At 37.3% G+C, this 16,419-nt stretch carries 15 protein-coding genes, 2 tRNA genes and 5 pseudogenes; 7 read left to right on the top strand and 15 right to left on the bottom strand.

Features of this window, described 5'->3' with window-relative positions; translation table 11 throughout:
- Window positions 1-7: 7 nt before the first annotated feature.
- The 4 genes from ABWU71_RS07275 to iscU are packed head-to-tail and all read right to left on the bottom strand — an operon-like array spanning window position 8 to window position 3,217.
- Window positions 8-1,972, bottom strand: coding sequence for an Hsp70 family protein (locus ABWU71_RS07275; protein WP_353284389.1), 1,965 nt, complete (start codon window positions 1,970-1,972; stop codon window positions 8-10).
- The gene (locus ABWU71_RS07270; RefSeq protein ID WP_353284930.1) at window positions 1,950-2,408 is read right to left on the bottom strand and encodes an iron-sulfur cluster co-chaperone HscB C-terminal domain-containing protein; all 459 of its coding nucleotides are present in this window, start codon (window positions 2,406-2,408) and stop codon (window positions 1,950-1,952) included. Before ABWU71_RS07270 ends, ABWU71_RS07275 begins: the two co-directional genes overlap by 23 nt.
- On the bottom strand, window positions 2,401-2,814 hold the full coding sequence (locus ABWU71_RS07265; RefSeq protein WP_353284388.1) for a HesB/IscA family protein: 414 nt from the start codon (window positions 2,812-2,814) through the stop codon (window positions 2,401-2,403). Before ABWU71_RS07265 ends, ABWU71_RS07270 begins: the two co-directional genes overlap by 8 nt.
- 10 nt (window positions 2,815-2,824) lie before the next feature.
- Window positions 2,825-3,217, bottom strand: coding sequence for a Fe-S cluster assembly scaffold IscU (gene iscU / locus ABWU71_RS07260; protein ID WP_353284387.1), 393 nt, complete (start codon window positions 3,215-3,217; stop codon window positions 2,825-2,827).
- Between the two features lie 203 nt (window positions 3,218-3,420).
- Here iscU and ftsY point away from each other — a divergent pair, with 203 nt between their 5' ends.
- A complete protein-coding gene (ftsY, locus tag ABWU71_RS07255) occupies window positions 3,421-4,332 on the top strand; it encodes a signal recognition particle-docking protein FtsY (RefSeq protein ID WP_353284386.1) in 912 nt (303 codons plus the stop codon).
- On the opposite strand, the pseudogene ABWU71_RS07250 reads toward ftsY, so the two are convergent.
- A pseudogene (locus ABWU71_RS07250) lies at window positions 4,319-4,663 on the bottom strand (magnesium chelatase domain-containing protein); the annotation flags it as partial. The gene ftsY and the pseudogene ABWU71_RS07250 sit on opposite strands and share 14 nt — an antisense overlap.
- Before the next feature lie 61 nt (window positions 4,664-4,724).
- Here ABWU71_RS07250 and ABWU71_RS07245 point away from each other — a divergent pair.
- The 3 genes and pseudogenes from ABWU71_RS07245 to ABWU71_RS07235 form a co-directional block, all read left to right on the top strand.
- Window positions 4,725-5,281: pseudogene (locus ABWU71_RS07245) on the top strand (IS630 transposase-related protein); the annotation flags it as partial.
- A gap of 62 nt (window positions 5,282-5,343) precedes the next feature.
- Window positions 5,344-6,203 (top strand): IS630 family transposase gene (locus tag ABWU71_RS07240; RefSeq protein ID WP_353284076.1). Its coding sequence is split into 2 segments (ribosomal slippage): window positions 5,344-5,668 and window positions 5,668-6,203, totalling 861 coding nucleotides; the frame shifts between segments, so codons are not numbered across the junction.
- A gap of 27 nt (window positions 6,204-6,230) precedes the next feature.
- A pseudogene (locus ABWU71_RS07235) lies at window positions 6,231-6,536 on the top strand (transposase); the annotation flags it as partial.
- A gap of 28 nt (window positions 6,537-6,564) precedes the next feature.
- On the opposite strand, the pseudogene ABWU71_RS07230 reads toward ABWU71_RS07235, so the two are convergent.
- Window positions 6,565-7,080: pseudogene (locus ABWU71_RS07230) on the bottom strand (DNA repair protein RadA); the annotation flags it as partial.
- Window positions 7,081-7,142: 62 nt separating this feature from the next.
- Here ABWU71_RS07230 and ABWU71_RS07225 point away from each other — a divergent pair.
- Both ABWU71_RS07225 and ABWU71_RS07220 read left to right on the top strand, forming a co-directional pair.
- A protein-coding gene (locus ABWU71_RS07225; RefSeq protein WP_353284216.1) for an IS5 family transposase occupies window positions 7,143-7,890 on the top strand; the annotation gives its coding sequence in 2 pieces (ribosomal slippage) (window positions 7,143-7,406 and window positions 7,408-7,890; 747 coding nt in all).
- Between the two features lie 46 nt (window positions 7,891-7,936).
- Window positions 7,937-8,502 (top strand): annotated as a pseudogene (locus ABWU71_RS07220) (IS630 family transposase); the annotation flags it as partial.
- Between the two features lie 894 nt (window positions 8,503-9,396).
- Here ABWU71_RS07220 and ABWU71_RS07215 read toward each other — a convergent pair.
- From ABWU71_RS07215 to ABWU71_RS07175, 9 genes are all read right to left on the bottom strand, one after another.
- Window positions 9,397-10,256, bottom strand: a protein-coding gene (locus tag ABWU71_RS07215; RefSeq protein ID WP_353284385.1) for an IS630 family transposase whose coding sequence is annotated in 2 segments (ribosomal slippage) — window positions 9,397-9,932 and window positions 9,932-10,256 — 861 coding nt in all. Because the reading frame shifts where the segments join, the coding sequence is not laid out codon by codon here.
- 195 nt (window positions 10,257-10,451) lie between these two features.
- The gene (locus ABWU71_RS07210) at window positions 10,452-11,180 is read right to left on the bottom strand and encodes a putative folate metabolism gamma-glutamate ligase (protein ID WP_353284384.1); all 729 of its coding nucleotides are present in this window, start codon (window positions 11,178-11,180) and stop codon (window positions 10,452-10,454) included.
- A 1-nt stretch (window position 11,181) separates the two neighbouring features.
- Window positions 11,182-11,661, bottom strand: a complete 480-nt coding sequence (locus ABWU71_RS07205) for a dihydrofolate reductase (protein WP_353284383.1) — start codon at window positions 11,659-11,661, stop codon at window positions 11,182-11,184.
- On the bottom strand, window positions 11,658-12,938 hold the full coding sequence (folP, locus tag ABWU71_RS07200) for a dihydropteroate synthase (protein ID WP_353284382.1): 1,281 nt from the start codon (window positions 12,936-12,938) through the stop codon (window positions 11,658-11,660). Before folP ends, ABWU71_RS07205 begins: the two co-directional genes overlap by 4 nt.
- Entirely contained in the window at window positions 12,938-13,336 is a 399-nt protein-coding gene (locus tag ABWU71_RS07195; protein WP_064125106.1) for a dihydroneopterin aldolase, read from the bottom strand. Before ABWU71_RS07195 ends, folP begins: the two co-directional genes overlap by 1 nt.
- Before the next feature lie 47 nt (window positions 13,337-13,383).
- Complete coding sequence (locus ABWU71_RS07190) at window positions 13,384-14,040, bottom strand: CADD family putative folate metabolism protein (RefSeq protein ID WP_353284929.1); 657 nt, start codon at window positions 14,038-14,040, stop codon at window positions 13,384-13,386.
- A 78-nt stretch (window positions 14,041-14,118) separates the two neighbouring features.
- A tRNA-Ile gene (locus tag ABWU71_RS07185) sits at window positions 14,119-14,195 on the bottom strand.
- 42 nt (window positions 14,196-14,237) lie between these two features.
- A complete protein-coding gene (gene trxA / locus ABWU71_RS07180; RefSeq protein WP_353284381.1) occupies window positions 14,238-14,561 on the bottom strand; it encodes a thioredoxin in 324 nt (107 codons plus the stop codon).
- Between the two features lie 124 nt (window positions 14,562-14,685).
- Window positions 14,686-15,306, bottom strand: a complete 621-nt coding sequence (locus tag ABWU71_RS07175) for a ribonuclease D (protein ID WP_353284380.1) — start codon at window positions 15,304-15,306, stop codon at window positions 14,686-14,688.
- Window positions 15,307-15,478: 172 nt separating this feature from the next.
- Between ABWU71_RS07175 and ABWU71_RS07170 the strand changes: the two genes are divergently transcribed.
- Window positions 15,479-15,551, top strand: a tRNA-Gly gene (locus tag ABWU71_RS07170).
- Window positions 15,552-16,419 lie beyond the last annotated feature (868 nt).

Below are 16,419 nucleotides of genomic sequence, written 5' to 3'. Positions count from 1 at the left end.
GCTTTTTCTACCTATTTGTTAATTCACACAACTCTAAAGAGGAATTTTCTAACTCGGCAATAGCGTTGTTAATTTCATTCAAGTCATTGCCTTGTAAAGCGTTTTTTGCATTTTGTAATAGGTTTTTCAACTTTTGATCAGTGGAAAAGTTATTATTGTTTTCAACCAAGTGTATGAGTTTATTTCCATTAATTTTAGCACCTGCAAGGGAACGAGCCTTCATATCTTCATCAAAGCTGTTTATTGACTGGTTAACCATATTTTGAACATCAGCTTCACTCAAGCCAAAACTTGAATTTACTTCAACTGTCTGCTCGATTCTGGTAGTTTTTTCTCTTGCAGTAACAGTCAAGATTCCGTCAACATTAACTGTGAATTCTATTTCAATTCTTGCAGAACCTGCAGGCAGTGGCGGTATACCTTTTAGTTCAAACTGCGCTAGAGATTTGTTATCCTCTATCATTTCACGTTCTCCCTGACAAACGTGAATTTTCATTGCTGTTTGCCTATCAACATAAGTTGTAAACTCTTTTATCTCTGAAACTGGTAGTGGCGTATTTCTTGGTATGATTTTTTCAACTATGCCTCCCATAGTTTCTATGCCAAGTGATAAAGGTAGAACATCCAGGAGAATATTCCTATCTTTTGAGCTCGAAGTTAAATCATGAGCCTGCAGAGCTGCCCCAATGGCAACTGCTTTATCTGGATCCACGTCATTTAGTACTTTATTTCCAAAGAGTTTGACTAGTGAATTTTGAACCAATGGTGTTCTAGTTGCACCACCAACTAAAATTACTCCTTTTATATCATCAATTTTAAGGTCTATATCGCTTATAGTACGAGTGACTATATTGATAGTTTTACTAACCAAAGGACTGATTGCCTGTTCGAACTCTTCTCTGGTAATTTCGCATTCAAATAATTCACCACTAACAACTCGGTTAGATGTCATTTCAGCGCGTGACGCTGAAATCCACATATTTTTTTCTTCCTGGATCCCAGTGTCACGCACTGGGATGACAGGGTAAGGTCTAATGTTGAATTCAAAAGTACCTACAGTGTTGTCGCTCAGATATTCTTTTACAATACGTGATTCAATAAGTGTTGTCATGCAAGTAGCTGACACTGGAATCCAGTTCTTACTATACAATTGCCTGGTGTGTTCATTTGTAATTAAACTTTCTGGATCCCAGTGTCGGAGCACTGGGATGACACTAGAGCATTCTTTGTTTAAACCTACCTTTTCTCTATACTTATCAATCACAATTGAACTCAGCAAATGATCAAAATCATCACCACCAAGTTCGGTATCACCACCAACCGCAAGAACTTGAAACACTCCTTGATGCAATTTCAATATCGAAATATCAAATGTTCCACCACCAAGGTCATAAACTGCATATATTCCACTGTTATTGTTCTTTTCAATGGAGTAAGAAAGCGCTGCAGCGGTTGGCTCGTTAACGAGGCGAAGAACTTCTATGCCAGCTAATCTTGCTGCATATTTGGTTGCGTTACGTGCTGAATCGTCAAAGTAAGCTGGCACAGTAATCACTGCTTTTTTTACTTCCAGCCCCTTAGACTTTTTTACCCTCTCACATAAAGCTTTTAATATCTCAGCAGAAATCTCAACAGGAGTAAGATATTTTTCCTCTGCGCATTTTATTCTAATAACTTTTTCGCTTTCATGATCTATTTCAAAATTGACGCCTTCTTTATTTAATTCTTCAACACTTTTACCCATTAAACGCTTTATTGAGTAGATTGCATTTTGACCGACATCGTAGCCAGTTTTCAATGTATTATTTTCATATGAAAGAGCAGAAGGCAGCAGTTCTCTTCCTTGTTCATCTTTAAATATCTTCACGTTACCAGCTTTATCCACCATAGCAATCAAAGAATTGGTAGTACCAAGATCTATACCAAAAACTACTTCATTTGAATTTGGTTCAGAAATTTGAATTGGTTGCATTCTTTTTCACCTCCTCAAATGACTTATATAAATATTTCAATCTTAAGACTTGTGTAGCAGCTCCATCAAAATTCTTTACAGCAAAAGTGTTAATTAGGTTTTTAACGCAATCTTTTATTTTTTCATCAATCATCCTGCTTGCAAATTGTAGATCGTCGCATTCCAGCAAATATTCTCTTATTTCCATTGATTCATTTAATATTTCAGAATTTAGATGATCCTTTTGGCTTTTCATACCAAAAAGATTCAACAAATGCTCGGCACGTTCTAATGGTGACTTTAGCACTTGATAAGCTTTGTTGATATTTTCCATGTTTTTGGACTGTCTTTCATTTATATCAGTCTTGCTTAGCTCAATATATTTTTTCTCTAGCCCATCAAAGCTGATATTGAAAGTTGGTTCAATTTCAAACAATGCAAAATAGTTGCTAGACATGAAAACTCTCTCCACAACCACATTTTCCTTTCTCATTAGGATTTTTGAAAACAAAACCCGATGAAAATTTTTCTTCTACATAATCCATTTCAGAGCCAAGAATAAACATGACGGATTTTGGATCAATCAATACTTTAACTTTTTGGCCATCACTACAGTTTTCCTCAATTATCGACTCTAAAGGACGAGTATCATATGCATATTCAACATCATATTTTAAACCAGAACATCCTTTTTGCTTAATTAGCACTCTTATTCCTATTGCTTCTTCTGATTTCTCAAGGTTAGCATGCTTTTTTTGATCCAATAAATACCTGATCCTTTCTACTGCTTCCGCAGTTATAGTGATAAGTTTTTTATTCTTTTTTACAGTTTCACCTCCGCCTACTTCTTGATATTCATTCATGCTTTAGTTCTCAATGTCCACCTTTATTTTGTTTACTTTGATAATCATGAATAGCAGCCTTAATAGCGTCTTCAGCAAGCACCGAACAGTGTATCTTCACTGGAGGTAAAGACAACTCTTCCACTATTTGAGTATTCTTTATCTGTGTTACATCTTCAATAGCTTTTCCTTTAATCATCTCTGTTAACAAGGAACTTGAAGCAATGGCAGAACCACAACCAAAAGTTTTAAATTTTGCATCTTCAATAACACCTTTGTCATTGACCTTTATCTGCAATTTCATTACATCACCGCACGACGGTACACCAACTAAACCAGTACCAACATTTGGATCATTTTTATCCAGAGAGCCAACATTTCTTGGATTTTCGTAATGATCTAAAATTTTCTCATTATAACTCATAAAATTACCTATAAACTGCTATTTTACGTTATAACACATTTAGGTTGAAAACTAAAGTAAATACAACGTTTTACGTGTATTTTACTTTCAGAATGCATGTAAAACGAGTGTTTAACTTTACAAATACACATAATACGTGTATTTCTTTACAACCAGCGTCTCTATGTTGTCATTAAGTTTATAATTTTAAAAGGAGCATTCCCTTGAGTTTATTTGGTAACCTTTATGAAGGCCTGTTAAAAACTTCTTCTCGCTTTAGCGACGGGGTGAAAAGTATTTTTTCTGGCAAAAAAAAATTAGATCAGTCGCTTTTGGATGAGCTAGAAGAATTGCTAATTAGCATGGACATTGGTCATAAAACTTCCAAATTAATTATTGACAGGCTCACAAGCATCAAATTTGACAAGGAAGTTGAGTATAATATTATCACGCAGCAATTAGTGAATGAAATAGAAGCTATATTAAATCCAGTCGTGCAGCCGTTAATTTTGGATAAAAAACCACATATAATAATGGTATGCGGAGTAAACGGTAACGGTAAAACCACGACTATAGGTAAGCTCGCATATAAATATAAGGAAATGGGAAAATCCGTTATGCTTGTTGCATGCGACACATTTAGAGCTGCTGCTAGTGAACAATTAAACATTTGGGCAGAACGTTCTGATTGCTTGATTGTTACTGGAGAGTATGGTAGCGACTCTGCAAGTGTGGCATATAGAGCTGTAAGTCAAGCTATAAAAGATAACGTTGATGTTGTTCTAATTGACACAGCAGGAAGGCTGCAAAATAATGTGAACCTTATGGAGGAGTTATCAAAAATATATAGAACGATAAAGAAATTGGATGAAACTGCCCCTCATGACGTTATTTTAGTTCTTGATGCAACTACCGGCCAAAATGCTTATAGCCAATTAGAGGCATTTAGTAAGATGGTTAATGTTACCGGGCTAATCGTAACAAAGCTAGATGGCACCGCTAAGGGCGGAGTGGTAATTGGACTTGCAGAAGCTTATAAGATAAAGTTACATGCTATAGGAATTGGCGAAAATATAGAGGACTTGAGGGAGTTTACTAGTAAAGAATTTGCTGAAGCACTATTTAATTGTAATTAAAAATTTCTCTTAATTCCCTTACGTGACCAAGCTTGATTATTTCAATATCATGAGAAGAATAGTTACCATTTTTAGGCATAATTGCTTTTTTGAATCCTAACTTTTGTGCTTCTTTTAGTCTGAGATCAGCATGCGAGATGTTCCTAATTTCTCCTGAAAGTGCAACTTCACCGCAGATTATTGAAGAAGTTGGCAGCGGTAAATTTACTACACTTGAAATAAGGGAAGCAGCAACAGCAAGATCAGCCGATGGTTCCTGTATTTTGAGTCCCCCTGCAATGTTTAGGTATACTTCTTTATCATGCAAAAACATTTTGCAACGAGCATTTATAGCTCTTTTCATAGAAGTCCGGATGTGATAAGATAAGGATAGACGATGATAAGGAGGTTGAGTGCCAGCAGCATATAGTTATGACTTAAGGAAAAAAGCAATGGAAGCGCTAGAGGAGGGAGGAAGCAGAGAAACAGTGGCAGCAAGATTTAAAATTGGACGAACTACTTTATGGGAGTGGCAGCAAAGAAGAAAAGAAACAGGAGACTTTCAATCAAAAAAACTTGGAAATGGAGGTTACAATCACAAAATTACCGACTGGGATGCCTTTGCTAAATTTGCCAGAGAAAACGGAGGAAAGACTCTGTCGGAAATGGCTAAACTTTGGGGCAACGTTAGTATCCAAACGATCCACCGAGCTCTCAGAAAAATTGGATTTACGCGCAAAAAAAGACATATGGATACAAGGAAAGAAACGAAGAAAAACGTGCTGAATTCTTAAAAATTATAGCAACAAAAGAACCAGAAAACTTAGTTTATATAGATGAGTCTGGCATTGATAACACAGAGGACTATCCATATGGGTATTGCCAGAAAGGACAGCGGTTTTATGGCCTAAAATCTGGAAAGAAAACTCAACGAATCAGTATGGTTGCAGCCTTAAGTAGAAGAAAGATATAGCTCTTTTCATAGAAGTCCGGATGTGATAAGATAAGGATAGACGATGATAAGGAGGTTGAGTGCCAGCAGCATATAGTTATGACTTAAGGAAAAAAGCAATGGAAGCGCTAGAGGAGGGAGGAAGCAGAGAAACAGTGGCAGCGAGATTTAAAATTGGACGAACTACTTTATGGGAGTGGCAGCAAAGAAGAAAAGAAACAGGAGACTTTCAATCAAAAAAACTTGGAAATGGAGGTTACAATCACAAAATTACCGACTGGGATGCCTTTGCTAAATTTGCCAGAGAAAACGGAGGAAAGACTCTGTCGGAAATGGCTAAACTTTGGGGCAACGTTAGTATCCAAACGATCCACCGAGCTCTCAGAAAAATTGGATTTACGCGCAAAAAAAGACATATGGATACAAGGAAAGAAACGAAGAAAAACGTGCTGAATTCTTAAAAATTATAGCAACAAAAGAACCAGAAAACTTAGTTTATATAGATGAGTCTGGCATTGATAACACAGAGGACTATCCATATGGGTATTGCCAGAAAGGACAGCGGTTTTATGGCCTAAAATCTGGAAAGAAAACTCAACGAATCAGTATGGTTGCAGCCTTAAGTAGAAGAAAGATAGTTGCTCCATTAACCTTTGAAGGCCACTGTAATATGGATGTTTTTAATGGATGGTTTGAGCAATTTTTGACACCGATCTTGGAACCTGGACAGACTGTCATTCTTGACAATGCTACTTTTCATAAGTCTGGTAAGATTATCGAGCTTGCTAGAGGAGTTGGTGCAGAAATTTTGTATCTGCCGCCGTATTCTCCAGATTTCAACAAAATTGAGCATCATTGGTTTGCTATAAAAAACAGAGCTAGGAAAAACATTCCTCTATTCGAATCCTTTCGTCGTGCTGTTGATTCTGCCTTCCTATGACCTGTTCGGACTATTATGAGAAATGCTATAGTTGCTCCATTAACCTTTGAAGGCCACTGTAATATGGATGTTTTTAATGGATGGTTTGAGCAATTTTTGACACCGATCTTGGAACCTGGACAGACTGTCATTCTTGACAATGCTACTTTTCATAAGTCTGGTAAGATTATCGAGCTTGCTAGAGGAGTTGGTGCAGAAATTTTGTATCTGCCGCCGTATTCTCCAGATTTCAACAAAATTGAGCATCATTGGTTTGCTATAAAAAACAGAGCTAGGAAAAACATTCCTCTATTCGAATCCTTTCGTCGTGCTGTTGATTCTGCCTTCCTATGACCTGTTCGGACTATTATGAGAAATGCTATAGCACCGCGATGATCATAGCCAATCTATTAATATCCCACCCAACTACTGCCCTTCTTGGGGTTGCCATATTAGTTCCTGCTATTAATGCTTGCACTTCCATTAAAATTGGTCTTGAACCTTCAATTCCTGCAAATACGGCGCTGCCAACTACTTCTCTGTCATGGGCCATCAGAAACAATGATGATGGGTTATCAACAGGCACAAGTCCTGCTTCAGACATCTCAAAAACACCAATTTCATTTGCAGGGCCAAATCTATTTTTAATAGTGCGTAAAATGCGATATTGATTACTATTTTCACCTTCAAAATATAATACCGTATCTACCATATGCTCCAAAGTTTTAGGTCCAGCTATTTGTCCATCCTTAGTTATATGACCAACTATTAAGAGAGAAATACCATATTGTTTCGCAAGAATGGTTAATTCATGAGCGCAAGTGCGTACCTGAGTTACAGTTCCTGGTGCTGATGTAATTCTGCTATCATACATTGTTTGTATAGAGTCGATTACTAAGAACCTGTACATGATCTCAAGAAAGGAATAAACTAAGAGATAATATATATAAGTTAGGATATATGAGGAGTTTATACCCAAGTGATATAAGTCGGGAAAGATTTGAGATTATGTTACCAGATCTAGAGTCCTGTAGAAAAAAAACAAAACCAAGGAAACTTGATTTGTATGATGTATTTTGTGGAGTGTTATACGTTCTGAAAAGCGGTTGTCAGTGGAGAATGCTACCAAAAGAGTTTCCAAAATGGCGCAATTGTTACGACTATTTTAAGAAGTGGAGTGAAAAACCAGATGCAGATAAAGAAAGTGTTCTGGAGCTGGTGTTAAAAAAAAATAGTTGGCGTGGTCCGACAAAACAATGGTCGGAAAGAAAAAACCAGCTTCTGCATAATTGATGCACAGAGTGTAAAAAATGCAGATACTGCTGAAGAAAAAGGCTATGATGCAGGCAAAAAGATTTCAGGAATAAAACGCCATATTGCAGTAGATACGCAAGGTTTGCCCCATGCAATTTATATAACAACAGCAGAGATAACTGACCGTAGCAGTGCTGTGAGAATGGTCGAAAATGCAAAAGAAAACCTCTCGGGAGTTAAAAATGTACTGGTTGATGCAGGCTATACTGGAGAGAATTTTGCAACTCAAATAAAAACGATTATTGGTGCAACCGTTGAAGTGATAAAAAGAAATGAATTACATTCCTTTGTTGTATTGCCCAAAAGATGGGTTGTGGAGCGATCTTTTGCTTGGTTAGAAAAATGTAGAAGATTGTGGAAAAATTGTGAGCGAAAACTCAATACTAGCCTATAAATGGTCGTTCTGGCTTTCACTGCCTTACTTCTGAAAAGATTATGAACAGGCTCTCAGAAAAATTGGATTTACGCGCAAAAAAAGACATATGGATACAAGGAAAGAAACGAAGAAAAACGTGCTGAATTCTTAAAAATTATAGCAACAAAAGAACCAGAAAACTTAGTTTATATAGATGAGTCTGGCATTGATAACACAGAGGACTATCCATATTGGTATTGCCAGAAAGGACAGTGGTTTTATGGCCTAAAATCTGGAAAGAAAACTCAACGAATCAGTATGGTTGCAGCCTTAAGTAGAAGAAAGATAGTTGCTCCATTAACCTTTGAAGGCCACTGTAATATGGATGTTTTTAATGGATGGTTTGAGCAATTTTTGACACCGATCTTGGAACCTGGACAGACTGTCATTCTTGACAATGCTACTTTTCATAAGTCTGGTAAGATTATCGAGCTTGCTAGAGGAGTTGGTGCAGAAATTTTGTATCTGCCGCCGTATTCTCCAGATTTCAACAAAATTGAGCATCATTGGTTTGCTATAAAAAACAGAGCTAGGAAAAACATTCCTCTATTCGAATCCTTTCGTCGTGCTGTTGATTCTGCCTTCCTATGACCTGTTCGGACTATTATGAGAAATGCTATAAATCTAAACACTGAGTCTCACAAACGTTTTGGTGCGAAGATAATTGTCATAAGTTGTGCCATTTAAATTCATGCACAATAATTGCACCCTCCAGGATCAAAGTAGCCCCTTCTCCCGTCATTTAAGTAACCCCTTCTCCTGTCATCCGAGTAGCTTGACTACTTGGATCCAGAAAAAAGAATGGTGTCATCCAAGTAGCCTCCCCCCCTGTCATCCCAGTGCCCAGACACTGGTTCCTTTATGACGGTGTCATTCCAGTGCTTGACACTGGAATCCAGACTTTAATTGTTATACTTGTAAATAAGTCTGGTGAGAATAAACGTTCATCTCAAAATGCAGTATTTTTGTTGAAATAGCTCAACTGGATCCCAGTGTCAAGCACTGGGATGACACCATAGGAGGCTACTTGGATGACAAAAAAAGGAGCACTGACCTCTCTTGGGCTCTTTTAGCCATAAACATTAAGAAATTTACCAAATGAAAAAAAAGGCACACGAAGCCCTAGTCATTGTCTATTTTCAGTATTGGCGTTTTTAAGTCTTAAACGCTGCAATTTAGCTGCTTTTAAATGCAACTAACCTTAGCTATAAATGTTTAAGAAATTTACCAGGCAGAAAAAAAGGCATAGAAAACCCGCAGTAGCTAGTTATTCACTCTCTATTTTAAAATTTGACGTTGGGTGATGTCTTGAACGCTTTATAAGCGCGTTTCAGCTTATATAGGTAAAAACCTAGAAATTTGATAAAGACATAAGGTACACATAGTGCAAAAATTTAAGCATAGTACGCCAAATACAAGTTTTCTTGTCGTTTTAATCTGCACAGATTGCGAAGTTATAGCATTTCTCATAATAGTCCGAACAGGTCATAGGAAGGCAGAATCAACAGCACGACGAAAGGATTCGAATGGAGGAATGTTTTTCCTAGCTCTGTTTTTTATAGCAAACCAATGATGCTCAATTTTGTTGAAATCTGGAGAATACGGCGGCAGATACAAAATTTCTGCACCAACTCCTCTAGCAAGCTCGATAATCTTACCAGACTTATGAAAAGTAGCATTGTCAAGAATGACAGTCTGTCCAGGTTCCAAGATCGGTGTCAAAAATTGCTCAAACCATCCATTAAAAACATCCATATTACAGTGGCCTTCAAAGGTTAATGGAGCAACTATCTCTCTTCTACTTAAGGCTGCAACCATACTGATTCGTTGAGTTTTCTTTCCAGATTTTAGGCCATAAAACCGCTGTCCTTTCTGGCAATACCCATATGGACAGTCCTCTGTGTTATCAATGCCAGACTCATCTATATAAACTAAGTTTTCTGGTTCTTTTGTTGCTATAATTTTTAAGAATTCAGCACGTTTTTCTTCGTTTCTTTCCTTGTATCCATATGTCTTTTTTTGCGCGTAAATCCAATTTTTCTGAGAGCTCGGTGGATCGTTTGGATACTAACATTGCCCCAAAGTTTAGCCATTTCCGACAGAGTCTTTCCTCCGTTTTCTCTGGCAAATTTAGCAAAGGCATCCCAGTCGGTGATTTTGTGATTGTAACCTCCATTTCCAAGTTTTTTTGATTGAAAGTCTCCTGTTTCTTTTCTTCTTTGCTGCCACTCCCATAAAGTAGTTCGTCCAATTTTAAATCTTGCTGCCACTGTTTCTCTGCTTCCTCCCTCCTCTAGCGCTTCCATTGCTTTTTTCCTTAAGTCATAAATATATGCTGCTGGCACTCAACCTCCTTATCATCGTCTATCCTTATCTTATCACATCCGGACTTCTATGAAAAGAGCTATAAATGAAATAGCTTCACTGTCATGATAAGGGGGCTGGCGAAGGGTGTCAAGTAAGTTTTTTGTTTCTATTCCCAATAAAAGTGTGTTATATGGTTATGCAAGAAGTCTAATAGCAAATTTTTAAGTTTCTCTTTAACTCTTTAACCAACGGGCTCCCATGAGGAGAGGAGAGTAAAGGTCTTTTTCCATAGATATTTTCACACTTTTTTCTTCTTCTGTAGTTGGCGGATGAGTAAGAAAGTGAACCTTTGGTGCACCACTAATTATTGCCATCGGTGTTTGCTCTGCCCCTTCTCCCATAACTAAAACAGCAGATGTTGCCAGTGCATCAAGAAGATTGACTTGTGTTACTTGCAGTGGTTGATTATAAAGATCTGGCTTGCCTATATAGGAATAAAGTGGTTCAAATCCACACCAACCAAGAGCAACGCCCGTAACCCCAAGGCGCATAGGTGTTATGTTACTATCTGTAATCAAAATACCAAGATGTTTTATGCAGTGTTTTGTCTTGAGATAGTTCCATATTGATAGAGCTGTTTTCTGAACATTCTTTGGGTATAAAATATACATTTCATTACCATTTGATTCATCAATACCAGCAGATGGAATTAAGATATTATCCTTAATCGTTAAACAGATACTATGAGCCACATCAACAATTGCATCAGCTTCTCTTTTGATTAGCTCTTCTTTAGAACAAGCAGTTTTGCAAACCACTTGTTTTTGACAAACGGAAATGATTTTTGATGTGATAGCAAGAACAACTTCCTCTCTTAGCAGCTCTGAAACATAGCGATCAAGAACCTGCTCTAATACTTCTCCACATTCAATGCGGTGGGTGTAAATTGCTTCAACATGCATATTAACGTGTTAGCCTGCATATAGTGTAGTCTTTCGTTTTGGTGAGAATAGTTTTATTCCATCCATCAAGAAGTGTTAAGTTGAAATATACATCACCTTTATAAAGTCTGTGAATTTCAGTCATAATAAACTCTGAGATTAGATCATACTCCAAAAAAAGGTGTGCTATTTGTGCTCCACCAATCATGAAGACTTTAGAACTACTTTGGATTGACAAAAACTCTTGCATAGAAGAAATAATAGTGCACTTTATACCTCTACTAAAACAAGAACTTAACTTGTTACGAGAAAAAACAACAGGGATACGATCCTTTAATATGTTTTGGGGTATTATCTCAAACGTTTTTCTTCCCATAACAATAACTTGTTTGTCAGTCACCTGACGAAAATGATCTAACTCGCTTGGATAATGCCAGGGCAATCCATTATTTATTCCAATTACCCCCTTGGGATCAACAGCCATAATTCCGATAACTATCATCCCTGTAAAGCAGCTTGAGCTACAAAAAATCGCATGTGATCACGCACATTATGCACTCGAAGGAAATCAACCTTGTTGTGCAATGCAGATGATAAAGCAATTGTTTCTAAATCTCGGTTAAAGACAGGTTCTGTAGAAAAAGAAGAAATAAATGACTTTCTAGAATGACCAACCAGAACTTTGCAGCCAAAACTTTGTAATGCTTCTATATTGCGTAAAAGCAAGATATTCTGATATAGAGATTTGCCAAAACCAATACCAGGATCAATAATGATCGAGCTTTGATCAAAACCTAGAGCTAGTAATCTATTAATGTTCCTTTCTGCCCAATTATTTATGATATCAATTGGGTCAGTGTCGTCTGGAATAATGTTGTCTCTATGTGGTGGTATGGAGAGCGAATGCATAATAACGATGCTACATCCACTGCTAGCAATTGCTTTTAAGGTATTATCATCTAGATCTCCCTTCTGATCGTTTACCCAGGCAATGTTGTAGTGCTCCAAAACATTCAAAATAACATCTGGCCAGAAACTATCAATGCTGACTTTAATGTCACCAACTTTCATATATTGATTAAGATCATCAAGCACTGGTTTTAAGCGTGCATATTCTGCTTTTGGAGTTTGTATTGAGGAGCCAGGTCTTGTTGATTGAGCACCAAGTTCAACTATGCTTGCACCATCTGATAACAGCCGCAGTGCCTGCTTGGTTGCTTGATCTGCATCATAATAAAGACCACCATCTGAAAATGAATCAGGAGTAATATTGACAATACCTATAAGCTCTGGTGAAAGCGTAAAACTCCTTAAAAAGCAATCCTTAATGTTAAGGTTAACAGTACCAAACGTTTTATTAACTACTGCCATGGGGCTCAGCATTGCCATCAAGTGAAGCAAAAATGGTCTGTTTATCAATTCTGGGTGAGGAATCTTAAGGTAGGATGTATCAAGTGTCAGGTCATCCCATAACAAAATATCCAAATCAATAACGCGAGGTGCCCATTTTTCATAGACCTGCAGGCGGCCAATGTCACATTCAATTTGTTTAAGGCCCTTTAACAGCTCTTCAGGAGAAGAAGAACAACTTCCATACACAACCATATTTAGAAATGGCTTATTCCACTGAGGTGGAGCATCATTTGGTAAAATAGCCTTAGTCTCCAGAATAATTGAAGATTTTAAATTTTTAAAATAGCGCTCCTTTAGTAACTGAGCAGCTTTTTGTAAATGGGAAAAGCGATTCCCCATATTTGAGCCAATAGAAATATAGATCATTAGTTATCTTCCTGTTCTTGCAGTGCATTACAATAGGTAAAAAAGACGCCTCCATGCGCATTAGGAACGGGTGGTGCAACTTTGTGAGTAGTCACTCTTATGGAAGAAATAGTATGTTTTTTTTGCACCAAAAGATTATTAATGGCTCTGTATATATCATGGGTTAAGTGCTCGATTAAATTGAATTGCTTGCTCTGAACAAGAGATTGAATATTTTGTACTATCTCTAGATAGCAGACAGTATCTTCAAGCCGGTCAGTCATAAGCCCTAAAGGAGGAGATTTAAAAATAAAATCAACATCAATACTAACTAATTGAGAATGATACTTCTCTTCTGCACTATAGCCTAAATGAACCCAAAGCCGTAAGTCAGATATAAGGAGATTACATGCAGACATTGCATCCCAACATCACTGAGTTTTAATTCTTAAGCTACTTACAACTACTAACACACGCTAGCATTCATCATTCCATCAAGAAAAACCCACAAGAGCTTTGCTCCCTTTTGAGCACCCTGCATAACTTTATCTTGCTCTTCTTCATCTAGATCTTCAATAAGATTTGCACACTCCTCAGAATGCCATTCATCAGCATGCATATGAACCGTAAAAAATTGAAGAGAACGCTCATCACTTATTGAATAGTGTTTTTTTAAACCTTCAACTTTAGACTTAGAAACCTCTGGAGTTTGACGTTCATAAGCATAAAGTGCACCCAAACCGGAAGCAAAATCTGATCTTACAATGTCAAAATAACCATCAACTAATTCTTGTGTCTCCTTAACCTGTGCATCTTCAAGAAGATCAGACCTTGCTACTCCCAGTCCCTCAGCAAAACGCTTCCATAATTCTGGATGGTTTTCATCACCTTGTTCTTCTTCTATTAAATTACCAAGCAAAACCTGTCGCATTTTTAGATCTGGGCACAAAAAATGTATACCACTGATATAACGAGGAAACGCAGCAACATGGTGATAATATTCTTTAGCATAGGTTTGTAAAGCTTGCAAGCTTAAGCTTCCTGTATTCCATGATTGGTAGAATGGATGATTTAGTAAGTGCAATTCATCTAACTTGTTATTTAGAGACTTAGTAAATTCCATCATTTCCCCCATTACATTAATATATAGTTCATATACTATAGCTTTCTCATTGTTAAGATCATGCTAAGATCAATACAATGGTGGGATCGGTAGGACTCGAACCTACGACCAATTCGTTATGAGCGAACTGCTCTAACCGACTGAGCTACAATCCCTTTTATCAATATTTATAATACACACAAAAGCAAATTTGTCTATTAGCTTATTTCACTATCAACCCAACTTGGCAAATCATTTGTTGCACCAATTTTACGTGCAATTTCCTTACCATCTTGAAATATGATTAAAGTGGGTATAGATTGCACTCCATACTTACTTGGCACTTCAGTCCCTTCATCTATGTTGAACTTGCAGATCTTAATCTTGCCTTTTTTGTCTTTAGCCAACTGTTCAATACGCGGCATTAGACTTTTACATGGCCCGCACCATTCTGCCCAAAAGTCTATCAGAACAAACCCTTTATAGTCAGTGACTTCAGATTTGAAATTTTGATCATTTACCGATGTAATACCATCACTCATAAAATACCTAAATTTTTGTAAAATATAGCGCATCAATTAGCAACTAATCAACTAAATTCTTACCGCAGAGCTTGAAAAATTGCCCTAAAGTGTTTTGCACAAACAAAAAACTTCCCACAAATGATTACATCTGGTGGTTAAAGATATCCGCGTTTTCCCAACCCATTAAGTCCAACTCAATACGAGTAGGAAGAAATTCAAAGCACTTTTGGGCCAATTCTTTTCTATTTTCACGCTCCAGCATTAAGTCTAGCTTTTCCTTTATCCTATGGAGATACAAAACATCAGATGCAGCATAACTTTTTTGTTTGTCTGTTAAATTTTCATTTCCCCAATCAGAAGATTGCTGCTGCTTATTTAGTTTGGTATCAAGCAGCTCTAAGCACAACTCTTTTAAGCTATGATTATCTGTGTAAGTGCGAACTAAACGTGAAGCTATCTTTGTGCAATAGCACGGAAGTGCCCAATTTTCCAAGTAATGACGTATTATGCTTACATCAAATCGCGCGAAGTGAAATATTTTAGTTATATTTTTATCCTCTAATATTTTTCTCAAATTTGGCGCTGTATAATCGTTCTTGAGTTGAACTAAGTGAGCGTTGCCATCATTAAAAGAGAGCTGCACAAGGCATAATCTATCTCTGCTATGAAGTAGCCCCATTGCCTCGGTATCAACAGCTATAGACCTTACATCATCTGGTATTGAACTAGCTGGCAAGTCGTCTTTATATAAAAATATTCCCATAAAGCTTTGTGGAATAATTAAAAACTTATGATAATCAAAAATGAGCCTTAAGTATACGAAAAGATCATAGAAGGAACCACGCAAACTTATGGGCTCTCACATTTTTCATGTACACAGGGTTTACAAATCGCTGTATATGCCTATAATTAAGTAAATTTAGGTTAATTTAATTGCGGGAGTAGCTCAGTTGGTAGAGCGCAACCTTGCCAAGGTTGAGGTCGAGGGTTCGAACCCCTTCTCCCGCTCTTTACTTTCAAAATCATTTCGTCAAAAACTTGCTTGACACCTTTCGCCAGCCCCCTTATCATGAAACTGAAGCTATTTGTTTATCTTCGCAATCTGTGCAGGTTAATGACAAAAAACTTAGGGTATTTGGCGTCTCATGTTTAATTTTTCGCACTACGTGCATCGCATGTCTTTAAAAATTTTTAGGTTTTTACCTATATAAGCCGAAACGCGCTTACAAAGCGTTTAAGACAGCAAAAAACGTCAAATTGACAAGGGAGAATTTGAATGCTAGCTACCACGGGGTTTTTTTGCCTTTTTTCCTGCTTAGTAAATTTCTTAAACACTTGCGGTGTAGGTTAGTTGCAAGTTAAAAGCAGCTAAATCGCTCTTAATCAAGCGTTTTAGAATAAAAAAAACGCCGATATTTTAGTACATAGTAAATAGCCAACCACCACGGGGCTTCTTTTGCCTTTTTTTTCGTTTGGTAAATTTCTTAATATTTATGGCTAAACGACAATCGTCATCCCGCTGCTTGTTAGCGGGATCTAGAGATACCGTGACGGTATGACGCAGGATTGCTGTCATTCCAGTGCCCCTATGATGTCATCCCAGTGCGTGACACTGGGATCCAGTTTTCCATATAATCTCATCGAAAATGTTGTAACCACTTTCTGTGCTAGTTTGCTTGCTCACAAGCAAACTTTCCTGGATACCAGTGTCAAGCACTGGGATCCAGGAATTTTATTAAGTTGGTAAGCATAAAAGTAGCCGTTTTATGTTAAAATACAACATTTTGATGATTATGAAAAGGCTGGATTCCAGTGTCTGGGCACTGGAATGACACCATCATAAGGTGAATCTGGATCCCAGTATCTGGGCACTGGG

Origin of the sequence: Wolbachia endosymbiont (group A) of Lasioglossum fulvicorne, assembly GCF_964028605.1 — a bacterium.
Taxonomy (GTDB): domain Bacteria; phylum Pseudomonadota; class Alphaproteobacteria; order Rickettsiales; family Anaplasmataceae; genus Wolbachia.
This window is presented reverse-complemented; position numbering and strand designations above follow the sequence as displayed.

Coding starts and splice junctions, on each gene's coding strand:
- folP (WP_353284382.1), bottom strand. CDS start 12,938: ATGATCTATATTTCTATTGGCTCAAATATGGGGAATCGCTTTTCCCAT.
- ABWU71_RS07265 (WP_353284388.1), bottom strand. CDS start 2,814: ATGAATGAATATCAAGAAGTAGGCGGAGGTGAAACTGTAAAAAAGAAT.
- ABWU71_RS07275 (WP_353284389.1), bottom strand. CDS start 1,972: ATGCAACCAATTCAAATTTCTGAACCAAATTCAAATGAAGTAGTTTTT.
- ABWU71_RS07270 (WP_353284930.1), bottom strand. CDS start 2,408: ATGTCTAGCAACTATTTTGCATTGTTTGAAATTGAACCAACTTTCAAT.
- ABWU71_RS07210 (WP_353284384.1), bottom strand. CDS start 11,180: ATGCATGTTGAAGCAATTTACACCCACCGCATTGAATGTGGAGAAGTA.
- ABWU71_RS07205 (WP_353284383.1), bottom strand. CDS start 11,661: ATGATAGTTATCGGAATTATGGCTGTTGATCCCAAGGGGGTAATTGGA.
- ABWU71_RS07190 (WP_353284929.1), bottom strand. CDS start 14,040: ATGGAATTTACTAAGTCTCTAAATAACAAGTTAGATGAATTGCACTTA.
- ABWU71_RS07195 (WP_064125106.1), bottom strand. CDS start 13,336: ATGTCTGCATGTAATCTCCTTATATCTGACTTACGGCTTTGGGTTCAT.
- iscU (WP_353284387.1), bottom strand. CDS start 3,217: ATGAGTTATAATGAGAAAATTTTAGATCATTACGAAAATCCAAGAAAT.
- ABWU71_RS07175 (WP_353284380.1), bottom strand. CDS start 15,306: ATGGGAATATTTTTATATAAAGACGACTTGCCAGCTAGTTCAATACCA.
- trxA (WP_353284381.1), bottom strand. CDS start 14,561: ATGAGTGATGGTATTACATCGGTAAATGATCAAAATTTCAAATCTGAA.